Source organism: Pseudoalteromonas umbrosa (genome assembly GCF_030125375.1).
Classification (GTDB): Bacteria; Pseudomonadota; Gammaproteobacteria; order Enterobacterales; family Alteromonadaceae; genus Pseudoalteromonas; species Pseudoalteromonas umbrosa.
The window spans coordinates 562,794-575,360 of record NZ_JASJUU010000002.1 but is presented as its reverse complement, the minus strand read 5'-3'; the positions used below and the strand labels follow the sequence as shown (position 1 = coordinate 575,360).

Below are 12,567 nucleotides of genomic sequence, written 5' to 3'. Positions count from 1 at the left end.
TTTCCACGGAGCGAACTATGAAAGCAATTCTGGGCACTACTTTGTTAATAATTGGGTTGGGTGGTTGTCAAAGTCTGAACACGCCTAATATACCTTTATATAAAACTCAGGATTGGGTCGCTGATGGGGAGTTTACAACCGGAGTAGAGGGGCCCGCAGTCGATGCTCGTGGTGTGTTATATGCGGTAAATTATCAAGAGCAGGGAACGATTGGTCAGATCACCGCGCAAAATAATGCTTCGCTATACGTTAAGCTTCCTAAGGGCAGCATTGGTAACGGGATCCGTTTTGATAAAAAAGGCAATATGTATATCGCAGATTATACGCAGCACAATATATTGCAAATTACCCCACAAAAGCAGATCCGTGTGTTTGCTCATGAGCCTGCTATGAATCAACCTAACGATATTGCCATCGCAGACGATGGCACTTTGTATGCGAGTGACCCCAACTGGCAAGTTGGGAATGGTCAGGTATGGCGCATTAGCACAACAGGGCAAGTTGAGCGCTTAAAAAAAGACATGGGCACCACCAATGGTATAGAGATAAGCCCAGATAATACTGTTCTATATGTAAATGAGAGTGTTCAGCAAAGGATCTGGGCGTTTGGCATAAACAAAAATGGACAGCTGGGCGAAGCAAGACTGTTTTATCAATTTGATGACCATGGTCTGGACGGAATGCGTACTGACGAACGTGGTAATTTATATGTTGCTCGCTACGGCGCCGGTGAAGTTGCCATATTATCACCGAAGGGCGAGTTACTGAGAACGGTTAAATTGAAAGGTAAATACCCCACAAATGTGGCGTTTGGCGGTGAGTCAGGCCGACAAGTTTTTGTGACTATGCAAAAGCGCGGTGCCATTGAAAGCTTTTATAGCGAGCATGCGGGTAGAGCAATGAAATCGCTGTGATGACTTGTTTAGATAAATTTTGCAACACTTTAACGATTCAAAAGTAAACAGGCTACTTGTTAATATGCACTAAAAATAATAAGTAGGCTGTTTATGATCAAAGTTGAAAATCTAACAAAAGTGTTTGTCCATAAACCCATTTTTGAAAAATTTCATATCGAATTTAATGCGCCTAAAGTGTGCTTAGAAGCCCCGAATGGATTGGGAAAAAGTACCTTGTTTTCTATTATTTCGGGCATTGATCGCGCCTATAGCGGCACAATCTATTATGAGGGGGAACAACTTAAAACACCGCAAGAAAAAGTTGCGTTGGCATCAGACAATATTGCGTTTCCCGTCTTTTTGACAGCGAAGCAACTGCTGAGTATGACTCTGCAAAGCTGGCAATGTCCTTTTCCTGAACAGTTGATCGAATTACTTGGCTTTTCTCCTTTTTTAGATACCACATTTAGTGCGCTGTCATCAGGTAACCAAAAGAAGTTGCAGCTGATCAATGCTTTGATGCGCCAAACACCTTATGTCATTTTAGATGAGCCAAGTGCGGCATTAGATCACCAAAGTACTCAACACCTTATTGATTATATACATGACTACCAAGGACAGATCCTGATCAGCTGCCATGAGCCAGCGCCTTTTTTTGAGGTGGGCTTTGTGCCTCAACCGCTATTTGCAAGCTAGGAGGACACTTGGTCCATTATTATCGATACAGGTTGAGTGCGTTTAAGGTAGAGCTAAAAGAACTACGTCGTCAGTTGGCTGAATTTTCTTTGCTTTTAGCGACCTTATTTTTTGTTTACTTACCAGGTTTGGCTTTAGGGGTCTTTTTTGCGCTTGGCAAAATTGTGCAATATGAGTCAGAGTCTCAAGTGATCTACATGACATTTGGCTTTTTGCTTTTGCAAAGCCTGTTACTACACACCTTAAAAAGTGCGGTGTTAGATACAGCACATCGCAGTTATCACGGGACCTTATTAAAATCTAGAGTACACCAATGGCTCGCCGATCAAGGTTTATTGCTGCTTTGTCATGTGCTTTTTTTATCGGCTTTACTGTTAGCGGTATCAATGGGATGGGAGAATTTGCGTCAAGCGCCACAGTTGATCATGTTTATGTTGCTTCAGCTTATGCTCGCAGCTACCTTACTGTATCGGCCAATTTCGGTCTTGGTGGTATTGATAGCCGCATGTTTACTGACTTTTATATGTCAGTACTTTATGACTTATTATGCGGCTTTGATAGTCTTGTTAGGCGTATCATTGTGGCTGCCACGTGATTACAAAGCGATAAAGCTGAGCAAGGCCACAGCGCATAGTTTTTGGGTGCAATGGACTCTTGAACAGCCATGGGTTGTGATCTGGCGTATCGGAATGACGATTTTAACCTATTGGTGCATTTGGATAATTGTTACAGAGCGTCCAGATCTAAAAAGTTACTACGTGGTGATGGCGCAATTGTTTGTAGTGCTTTGGTGGAGCAGTTTATTAATTGATACTAACAAGCAGGTTATTAAACATCGCAGTTTTTGGTATTCGTTATCTCAGTTCAAGCAGATCCAACTCAGCCAGTGTGTTTTTGTATTTAGCTTAACGACTTTGATGTGGCTGGGTGGCATTTATCTGTTAGGAAGTGGTACTTTTGAACTTTTAACCTTGTTTGCGACACCTTTGATGATGTGGGTTATTTTACACTCAGTGCGGTTTATGGCACTCACTTGGGCTATTGTCGTAGTGGCAATTATGCTAACCAAGGTTTTGGTGGAATAGTCAATGAAAAAGGCCGGGGAATCCGGCCTTTTAGTGATTAACCTTGTGGCTTAAGCAGCATCTACATTACTGTCTACCACTCGAGCTTTACCTGCAAGTAAATCGGCAGGGTCAAAATCATCAACATTAATCACTGCCAGTCTCTTGGCCTCAACAGCGGCAAGACTATCTGCTTCTTGCTGAGTTAAAATGCCACTTTCAAGACCCATACTAGCGACTTTGTCTAGTTGCATAAACGGCAGCTTTTGACCTTTAGCGCGGCACACCTTGTCAAAGATTGGCTCAATAGCCAAGATGTCTTTGAGTGTTTGCTCTTGCTTACCGATCAAGTTGCGTGGCTCATCAGTGGTGTAGATGTAGTTTGCCAGACGGTCACGTGTTTCATTAGGCGTTTGCAGTAACTTGGCAATATCGTGTTCCATTTGGTCTGTTGGCTTGCGCACAGGACGACCAAATGGGAACAATATCAGCTTTAATGCCCCGCGAAGTGCCATTGATGGCATGTTATTAATCAAGTCCGCTAGTGCACGTTGACACAAGTATAAATGCTCCTGACACGCCCATTTAACCAGAGGCAGATCTTCTTTTCTGCGGCCTTCATCGTTGTATCGCTTCAGCGTAGCTGACACTAAATACAAATAACTTAACAGATCACCTAACCGTGCTGAGATACGCTCTTTTCGTTTCAAGGAGCCACCAAATACTGCCATGCAAATGTCAGACATCAGGGCCAACGAAGCGCTGTAACGCGCAGCATTGCGGTAGTAGTCTGCTGTTTCATCATTAAATGGCACTTTAGTAAAACGACCGCCGGTGATGGCTAGCCACTTAGTACGTACTAGGTTAGAAATAGTAAAGCCGATATGGCCCATTAATGCCGTATCAAAGCTATCAAGCGCTTCTTGCTTGTCTTTGATATTACATGCGTTTAATTCAGCCAAAACAAATGGGTGACAGCGAATAGCACCTTGTCCGTAAATAATCATATTACGGGTTAGGATGTTTGCACCTTCAACAGTAATGGCAATCGGCGCACCTTGGTAGCCACGTCCCAAATAATTGTTTGGACCCAAGCAAATACCTTTACCACCGTGAATATCCATAGCGTGAATGGTCGCATCACGCATTTGCTCAGTTAAATGATATTTAAGGATGGCTGAGATCACAGATGGCTTTTCACCAGAGTCTACAGCACCTGTAGACATGCTTAATGCGGCATCGCTACTGTATGCATAGCCTCCCAGTTTTGATAGTGCCTCTTCAATGCCTTCCATTTTGCCAATTGGTAGTTTGAACTGACGGCGAATACGGCTATACGCACCACTTGCTAGTGCTAAAGTTTTTATGCCACCTGTTGAGTTTGAAGGCAAAGTAATTACACGGCCAACTGATAGGCATTCAACCAGCATGCGCCAGCCTTGACCAGCCATTTTTGGGCCACCAATGATAAAGTCTAATGGTACAAAGACGTCCTTACCGCGTGTTGGGCCATTTTGAAATGGTACATTTAACGGGAAGTGACGACGACCAATTTCAACACCCGGCATTGAGGTTGGAATCAGCGCACACGTGATACCAATGTCTTCTTTATCACCTAGCAAGCCATCAGGATCTTGCATTTTAAATGCTAAGCCCAGCACGGTTGAAACAGGTGCGAGCGTAATATAGCGTTTATTCCATGTTAAACGGATCCCAAGGGTCTCTTTTCCTTCCCACTCGCCTTTACATACCACGCCAAAATCTGGGATAGAGGAGGCATCTGAACCTGCTTCAGGAGAAGTCAGGGCAAAACATGGGATTTCATCACCTACCGCAAGGCGGGGTAAATAATGATCTTTTTGCGCTTGCGTACCATAATGCTGAAGTAGTTCACCTGGGCCTAATGAGTTTGGAACACCGACGATTGAAGATAATAGTGTTGATTTACTTGTTAATTTTTGCAGCACGCACGATTGTGCATACGCCGAAAACTCCAGACCACCGTATTGTTTTTTGATGATCATGGCAAAAAACTTTTTGTCTTTAAGGTATTGCCATACTTCTTGTGGTAAATCGGTTAATTCATGAGTTGCTTCCCAGTCGTCCAACATGGCACAGACTTCTTCAACTGGGCCGTTTAAAAAAGCCTGTTCTTCAGCTGTTAATCTAGGTTTTGCAAACTGGTGTAGTTTGTTCCAGTTTGGATTACCGCAGAATAGATCAGCTTCCCACCAAGTCGTCCCAGCGTCGATCGCGGACTTTTCAGTTTCAGACATGGTAGGAGTGACTTTTTTAAACGCTTTGAAAAGGGGGGCAACAATATATTGTTGGCGGATATTAGTAACAGAAAAGGGGATTGCAACGGCTATGAAAATTAACCAAGACAATGCACCAAAGGCGTCGGCAAAGGTACCGACAACCAACGTCGCGGCTGCAACACCCAAACAGGTATTCCAGCTGGCGCGATGATAGCAGGCTGCACTGACCAGTGCTATCAAAGCGATAGTAAATAAAAGTGTCATGTTGTTCTTCCTTATTAGAGGTCTGACCACATGATTAAGGCTAGCTTGTCTGACCAGTTATTTCAAGCAAAAAAGCCTCCCAAATATCATTTTAGAAGTCAATTTTTGACCGTACCAGTGTAATGTCACACTTAAAAATTGTTCAATTGCCAATTTTGTAAACTTATCTATATTACAAAAAAGACCTAAGGAGAGGGTATTTATGCAATTGGGGAATATAAGTGTCATTTTGATTACGTTTACAGCCATGCTGCTCAGTGTTGAAGCATTTGAGTATGCGATTCTTATCAACTTTATCAGTAGTGTAGTGTGTGCATGTTATGCCTATAGCGGTGCACATACTACTGCGCTATTCCTGGCCTGGTGCAATGTACATGCCTTTATATTTAGTCCATTGGTCAATGTGACTGAACAGCCAAGCGTTAAGCTCTTAGTGCTATTTTTATTGAGCCTCATGTTTGGTGCATTTGGTATTGGTGCAAGGCGAAACTAGGGTCTGTGCAATAGCTGAGTTACAATAGAGTTCCGTGCGACGTTTAGGAATAAAATTACATGAAGATCTTGGCTGATCAGAACATGCCTTTGGTGGAAGAGTTTTTCTCAAGTTTTGGAGAGGTAACCCGTTTTGACGGGCGTGCAGTGACTGCTGAGCAAGTGCAAGATGCAGATGTGTTGTTGACGCGCTCTATAACGAAAGTTAACAAAGCACTGTTAGACAATGCAGACAAGCTTAAGTTTGTTGGTACGGCCACAATTGGTGTCGATCATATTGATCAAACGTTTTTAGCAACGCGTGATATCGCTTTTTCTAGTGCGCCTGGGTGCAATGCGGTTGCTGTGGCTGAATACGTGATCAGTGCTTTGTATGCCTACAGTCAGGATCGCGATGTTGAACTGCGCGGTAAAAAGTTAGCCATTATCGGTGTGGGCAACATTGGTGCGTGCTTGCAACACAAGCTAGCGTACAGTGGTATTGAACTTATTTTGTGTGATCCAGTGCTGGCTGAGCAAGGCAAATTAAATGAGCATGTAGATATTGATACCGCGTTAGCGCAAGCTGACTTTGTCACCTTTCATGTGCCTCTAGTGAAAAGTGGCGCTCACCAAACCAAACATCTATTAAACAAAGATAGAATTAAGCAGCTAAAGCCTAATATGTTAGTTATCAATGCCAGCCGCGGTGATGTTATTGATAATCAAGCGCTCTTAGCTGCTAAGCAAGCTGGACAGAAGCTAGAATTAATCTTAGATGTTTGGGAAAATGAACCAAATATTTTGACTGAGTTGATGGCGCATTGTTTGTACACATCGGTACATATTGCTGGTCACACATTGGAAGGCAAAGCGCGGGGAACGCAAATGCTTTATCAGGCTCTGTGTAAAACGCTTGAAGTTGAGCCAACTAAGCGCTTAGAAACTTTTTTACCCACACCAGCGATAAGTCAATGTCAGCTTAATAATACGTTCACGGAAAGAGATTATGGCCGTATTGTACATATGATCTATGATATTCGCCGTGATAATGGTTTAATGCGAGCCAATTTAGAAAGTCAGGGTTTTGATGTATTGCGTAAGCAATACCCGCCGAGAAGAGAGTTTTCAACGTTGAACATCTTATCGCAGCCAAGCCACACACAAAAGTTACAGCAACTTGGCTTTCAAGTAGAAATGAATGAGGAATAAACATGTCGCAGAAATTTAACGTGGCGGTACTGGGCGCAACAGGCCTAGTCGGTAAGCAGATCATCGAAACATTAGCCGAAAGAAAATTTCCAGTTGATAAACTGTACCCGCTGGCGAGCAGCCGCAGTGCAGGAGAAGAGATTGATTTCATGGGTGAAAAAGTCACCGTGCTTAATGTTGAAGAGTTTGACTTTGCAGACGCGCATATAGGCTTATTTTCTGCAGGTGGCAGTGTATCAGAAAAGTATGCACCGATTGCGGCAGAAGCGGGTTGTATCGTAATAGATAACACATCACACTTTAGATATGACTATGATGTGCCTTTAGTTGTTCCAGAAGTAAATGCTAGCAGCTTAGCTGATTTTAGAAATCGCAATATTATTGCTAACCCGAATTGTTCGACGATTCAAATGCTGGTGGCGTTGAAGCCAATTTATGATGCCTATGGTATTGATCGTATTAATGTATCCACTTACCAAGCTGTATCTGGCGCGGGTAAAGAAGCGGTTGATGAGCTAGCTAAGCAAACGGCTAATCTAATGAATGCAAGACCAATGGAAAATGACGTATTTCCAAAGCAAATTGCATTTAATGTTATTCCGCAAATAGACACATTCCAAGAAAATGGCTACACCAAAGAAGAAATGAAGATGGTGTGGGAAACACAAAAGATTCTTGGAGATAGCAGCGTAATGGTGAACCCAACAGCTGTGCGCGTACCTGTATTTTTTGGCCACGCAGAAGCAATTCATTTAGAAACACGTATGCCTTTTGATTTAGAGCATGTGAAACAGTTGCTTGCTGATGCACCTGGTGTGGAGCTCGTTGAAAATGAAGAAGATTATCCAACACCCGTAAGCGATGCCAGTGGTAATGATACTGTGTATGTAGGCCGACTTAGAGCTGATATTTCACACCCAATGGGACTAAACTTATGGGTTGTTTCTGATAATACGCGTAAAGGTGCCGCGACAAATAGCGTGCAAATTGCTGAAGAGCTAGTCGCAAATTACCTTTAATTTTACTGTGGGGCAAAATGCAATGGCAGCATTTTGCCCCATAGATTGCACAAATCCTTCTTTTTACCACCTCCCTGATTTATAAAACATTTTCATTCTAATCATAAAGTACTACGCCAGTGTTAATATTCACTACACTGACAATGGATATTCCCTAATAACTGGTTTATAGTTTGCAATTGGAACAGAGCTTGCAAAAAGCAAAGATGAGCAAATTTTTTATTCACTTACTGGTTGGGTAAGTGGTCACCTTAAACAAAGGAACAGCATGCGCGGTTTAGCCTTATTTTGTATCCTAGCATTGGCTTTCATAACATCCCCGGCACACACTCAAGTTGGTACCGTGTTGAAGGGCCCTAAAGGCGTTGATTACGGCCTTGAAGGCCGTTCAGTTGGTCCTATTCGTTCTTCAGACACGTTGTGGCGCATAGCACAAAAAATAAGACCTGATGATTCAGTCACTATTTATCAGGTTATGAAAGCTCTGTATGACAAAAACCCCGGCGCATTTTTAGATCAAAACCTTAACCACATGCGTGATGGCGCGTATCTACGTATCCCCACATTGGCAGAAATCAGACGAGTCAATCCAGGCATCGCAAAACAAAAATCAGATCAAGATGATGTACTGTGGGAGCGTAAGAAAAATGGCACTTTAAACCAGTCAGATATAGATGATGCCAAAAAACGCGTTACACAGGCGCGTAAAGTCGATGTTGAACAAGCGCAAAAAGCCTTGACTAATCAGCTTAGAAATTTGCGTATGGAACAAGACTCCAAGTTGCTTGATTTGCAAAATCAGTTCAAGTCTTCAGTACAAAATGTGGAAGATATCTTAGAAGAGAATAACCAGCTCAGAAAGCAGTTAACCAGTATTTCTGACGAGTTACAAAATGTCCGTGATCAGCTTGGTAAAGACAGTGAGATCCAACAGCAGTTGAAAGTTGTGATTGATATGCAGAGCGAGATGATTGCGCAGCAAGAAGCTGATAAAAGAGCGGCTGAAGAATTCAGTTTAGGCAAAACTTTGTCTAACCCAATTGTCATTGCTTTATTGGCGACAATACCTGCTCTACTTATCATAGGTCTTGTGCTCTTTATGCGTAAACGCAAGCAAGCAGCTGAAAGCAGTACAGAAGATGATGAGTTCTTACCTCAAGCGCCAGCAGCAGCCGCGGCTGTTGCAACAGCAGGCGCTGCAACTGCAGCAGCCGCAGCCGATCCGCTTGATCTCGATATGCCAATGACTGATGACATCTCTCCACTGGATGAGAGTGTCCAGCTTGATGACGACATTTTGCCTGAAGATGATGACATCGTATTTGATGCTTTGGATGATGAAGATGATGGATTTGAGACCGGTAGTAGTACGCTTGATCAAGATGAGTTAGATAGCTTACTCAACGACGATATTGTTTTTGATGATGAATCGCCTGCGGAGGAGTCATCGGACGATATCGATGATTTCTTACAGCAAAGCTTTGATTCGACTGACGATGCTTTAGGTGATGAAGTAACGTTAGATGTTGAAGAAAACGCTTCTGGTGGGGATGATATTTTAAGTGCTGACGACATTGATGATTTATTCAATGAGGTTGGTGATGAGCAAGATGACACACTTGATGTAAGTGACGATGCACTTGCAGCTTTAAGCGAAGAGCTGGCTGAAGAGCCAGACGTTGCTGGCGATGATACGTTAGATCTGGATGATATTGATAGTTTGATTGATGAGGCGGCAGCAGAACCCCCAAAGCCTGATGAGGCTGAAGGAGTAGCTGATACTGATAGCATTTTAAGTGCAGATGATATTGATGATTTGCTTGATGGTGCATTAGACGAAGATGACCTTATTAATGATGAGGACGGCTTAGAACTTGATGATGTCGATAGCTTAATCGATGACGCTCAACATGCCTCTGAAGAACAACAAGATATTGATGATTTGCTTTCTCAGGCGGAGCAAGAAAGTGAAGTGGCGGGTGAAGATGACATTGATGCCTTGCTAGAGCAGGCAAATCCAGAGCCTGAGGCGACACAAGAGCTGGGCGAAGAGAGCCTAGATGATGTTGACGATATATTAGCAAGCGTATCTGAAGAAGAAACGACCCCTGAGCTTGATCTTGAGGAAACAGACCTTGCTGTTGAAGATGATTTAGGCGATATCGATGATTTACTTGCAGATGTTGGTGAACAAGGTATTGAGACTGAGCTTGAAGATGGTATTGATGAGGCTGTCGTTGAAGAAGTGGTTGCGTCTGAGCTAGACGTTGAGGGAACAGAACTTGATGTTGAAGATGATTTAGGCGATATCGATGATTTACTTGCTGATGTTGGTGATGAAGGCACTGAGGCTGAGCTTGAAGCTGACATCGATGAGCTTGTTGCTGAAGAAGAGGCTGCGCCTGAACTAGACGTTGATGAAGCAGAGCTCGATGTTGAAGATGACTTAGGCGATATTGATGATTTACTTGCCGATGTTGGTGATGAAGGCATCGAGGATGAGCTTGAAGCAGGCATTGATGACTTTGTTGCTGAAGAAGAGGCTGCGCCTGAGCTAGACGTTGAGGGAACAGAGCTCGATGTTGAAGATGACTTAGGCGATATTGATGATTTACTTGCCGATGTTGGTGATGAAGGCATCGAGGATGAGCTTGAAGCAGGCATTGATGACCTTGTTGCTGAAGAAGAGGTCGCGCCTGAGCTAGATGCTCATGAAACAGAGCTCGATGTTGAAGATGATTTAGGTGATATCGATGATTTACTTGCCGATGTTGGTGATGAAGGCATCGAGGCTGAGCTTGAAGCAGGCATTGATGAGCTTGTTGCTGAAGAAGAGGTCGTGCCTGAGCTAAACGCTCATGAAGCAGTGCTCGATGTTGAAGATGATTTGGGTGATATCGATGATTTACTTGCCGATGTTGGTGATGAAGACATCGAGGCTGAGCTTGAAGCTGGAATTAATGAGCTTGTTGCTGAAGGTTCAGATAATGCTAATGAGCAGTCAGTTTCTTCATTAGGTACTTCAAACGTAGAAGCTGGTCATTTGGATGGAATGATTGATGAAGACGTTGAACTACCTGAAATATCACAACAGCACACTGCGCTAGAAACAGAGCCAGAGCTAGAAGCTGAACCTGAATTAGAAGCAGAGCCAAATTTCGAAGCAGAGCCTGAACTAGAAGCAGAGCCTGAGCTAGAGGCAGAGCCTGAGCTAGAGGCTGAGCCTGAGCTAGAGGCTGAGCCTGAGCTAGAAGCAGAGCCAGAGCTAGAGGCAGAACCTGAGTTAGAAGCAGAGCCAGAGCTAGAAGCTGAACCTGAATTAGAAGCTGAACCTGAATTAGAAGCAGAACCTGAATTAGAAGCAGAACCTGAATTAGAAGCAGAACCTGAATTAGAAGCAGAACCTGAATTAGAAGCAGAACCTGAATTAGAAGCAGAACCAGAGCTAGAAGCTGAACCAGAGCTAGAAGCAGAGCCAGAGCTAGAAGCAGAGCCAGAGCTAGAAGCAGAGCCTGAGTTAGAAGCTGAACCTGAGCTAGAAGCTGAACCTGAGTTAGAAACTGAACTTGAGCTAGAAACTGAGCCAGAGCTAGAAGCTGAACCTGAATTAGAAGCAGAACCAGAGCTAGAAGCTGAACCAGAACTAGAAGATGAACTGGGTGTAGAAGTTGAACTGGGCCCAGACGACGAGCCAGAGCTAGAAGCTGGACCAGAGCTAGAAGCAGAGCCAGAGCTAGAAGCAGAGCCAGAGCTAGAAGCAGAGCCAGAGCTAGAAGCAGAGCCAGAGCTAGAAACTGAGCCTGAGCTAGAAGCAGAGCCTGAGTTAGAAGCTGAACCTGAGTTAGAAGCTGAACTTGAGTTAGAAGCTGAACCTGAGTTAGAAGCAGAACCTGAGCTAGAAGCTGAACCTGAGTTAGAAGCTGAATCTGAGTTAGAAGCAGAGCTTGAGTTAGAAACTGAACTTGAGCTAGAAACTGAGCCAGAGCTAGAAACTGAGCCTGAGTTAGGAGCTGAGCCTGAGTTAGGAGCTGAACCTGAGTTAGAAGCTGAACCAGAGCTAGAAGCTGAGCCTGAGCTAGAAGCTGAACCAGAGCTAGAAGCTGAGCCTGAGCTAGAAGCAGAGCCTGAGCTAGAAGCAGAGCCTGAGCTAGAAGCAGAGCCTGAGCTAGAAGCAGAGCCTGAGCTAGAAGCAGAGCCTGAGCTAGAAGCAGAGCCTGAGTTAGAAGCTGAGCCTGAGTTAGAAGCTGAGCCTGAGTTAGAAGCTGAACCTGAGTTAGAAGCTGAACCTGAACTAGAAGGCGAACTGGGTGTAGAAGATGAACTGGGCCCAGACGACGAGCCAGAGCTAGAAGCTGGACCAGAGCTAGAAGCTGGACCAGAGCTAGAAGCTGAACCTGAGTTAGAAACTGAACCTGAGTTAGAAACTGAACCTGAGTTAGAAGCTGAGCCAGAGCTAGAAGATGAACTGGGCCCAGACGACGAACCAGAGCTAGAAGCTGGACCAGAGCTAGAAGCTGAACCTGAACTAGAAGCAGAGCCTGAGCTAGAGGCAGAACCTGAGTTAGAAGCAGAGCCAGAGCTAGAAGCAGAGCCAGAGCTAGAAGCAGAGCCAGAGCTAGAAGCAGAGCCAGAGCTAGAAGCAGAGCCAGAGCTAGAAGCAGAGCCAGAGCTAGAAGCAGAGCCAGTG

8 protein-coding genes are annotated in these 12,567 nt (G+C 44.1%); 7 read left to right on the top strand and 1 reads right to left on the bottom strand.

What is annotated here, in order from left to right; genetic code table 11:
• Window positions 1-17: 17 nt before the first annotated feature.
• From QNM16_RS09865 to QNM16_RS09855, 3 genes are all read left to right on the top strand, one after another.
• Entirely contained in the window at window positions 18-914 is an 897-nt protein-coding gene (locus QNM16_RS09865; RefSeq protein ID WP_284020318.1) for an SMP-30/gluconolactonase/LRE family protein, read from the top strand.
• A gap of 93 nt (window positions 915-1,007) precedes the next feature.
• On the top strand, window positions 1,008-1,592 hold the full coding sequence (locus QNM16_RS09860) for an ATP-binding cassette domain-containing protein (RefSeq protein ID WP_284020317.1): 585 nt from the start codon (window positions 1,008-1,010) through the stop codon (window positions 1,590-1,592).
• 8 nt (window positions 1,593-1,600) lie between these two features.
• Complete coding sequence (locus QNM16_RS09855; RefSeq protein WP_284020316.1) at window positions 1,601-2,677, top strand: DUF6136 family protein; 1,077 nt, start codon at window positions 1,601-1,603, stop codon at window positions 2,675-2,677.
• 50 nt (window positions 2,678-2,727) lie between these two features.
• Here the strand turns inward: QNM16_RS09855 and fadE are convergent, their stop codons facing one another.
• Window positions 2,728-5,178, bottom strand: a complete 2,451-nt coding sequence (gene fadE, locus QNM16_RS09850) for an acyl-CoA dehydrogenase FadE (protein ID WP_284020315.1) — start codon at window positions 5,176-5,178, stop codon at window positions 2,728-2,730.
• Between the two features lie 202 nt (window positions 5,179-5,380).
• Between fadE and QNM16_RS09845 the strand changes: the two genes are divergently transcribed.
• The 4 genes from QNM16_RS09845 to QNM16_RS09830 all read left to right on the top strand — a co-directional run.
• Window positions 5,381-5,671, top strand: a complete 291-nt coding sequence (locus tag QNM16_RS09845) for a DUF6419 family natural product biosynthesis protein (RefSeq protein WP_284020314.1) — start codon at window positions 5,381-5,383, stop codon at window positions 5,669-5,671.
• Between the two features lie 59 nt (window positions 5,672-5,730).
• On the top strand, window positions 5,731-6,861 hold the full coding sequence (locus QNM16_RS09840) for a 4-phosphoerythronate dehydrogenase (RefSeq protein ID WP_284020313.1): 1,131 nt from the start codon (window positions 5,731-5,733) through the stop codon (window positions 6,859-6,861).
• Between the two features lie 2 nt (window positions 6,862-6,863).
• Window positions 6,864-7,880, top strand: a complete 1,017-nt coding sequence (locus tag QNM16_RS09835) for an aspartate-semialdehyde dehydrogenase (RefSeq protein ID WP_284020312.1) — start codon at window positions 6,864-6,866, stop codon at window positions 7,878-7,880.
• Window positions 7,881-8,148: 268 nt separating this feature from the next.
• The coding region (locus QNM16_RS09830) for a FimV/HubP family polar landmark protein (RefSeq protein WP_284020311.1) at window positions 8,149-12,567 on the top strand (4,419 nt) is incomplete at its 3' end.

Coding starts and splice junctions, on each gene's coding strand:
- QNM16_RS09860 (WP_284020317.1), top strand. CDS start 1,008: ATGATCAAAGTTGAAAATCTAACAAAAGTGTTTGTCCATAAACCCATT.
- QNM16_RS09840 (WP_284020313.1), top strand. CDS start 5,731: ATGAAGATCTTGGCTGATCAGAACATGCCTTTGGTGGAAGAGTTTTTC.
- fadE (WP_284020315.1), bottom strand. CDS start 5,178: ATGACACTTTTATTTACTATCGCTTTGATAGCACTGGTCAGTGCAGCC.
- QNM16_RS09835 (WP_284020312.1), top strand. CDS start 6,864: ATGTCGCAGAAATTTAACGTGGCGGTACTGGGCGCAACAGGCCTAGTC.
- QNM16_RS09865 (WP_284020318.1), top strand. CDS start 18: ATGAAAGCAATTCTGGGCACTACTTTGTTAATAATTGGGTTGGGTGGT.
- QNM16_RS09845 (WP_284020314.1), top strand. CDS start 5,381: ATGCAATTGGGGAATATAAGTGTCATTTTGATTACGTTTACAGCCATG.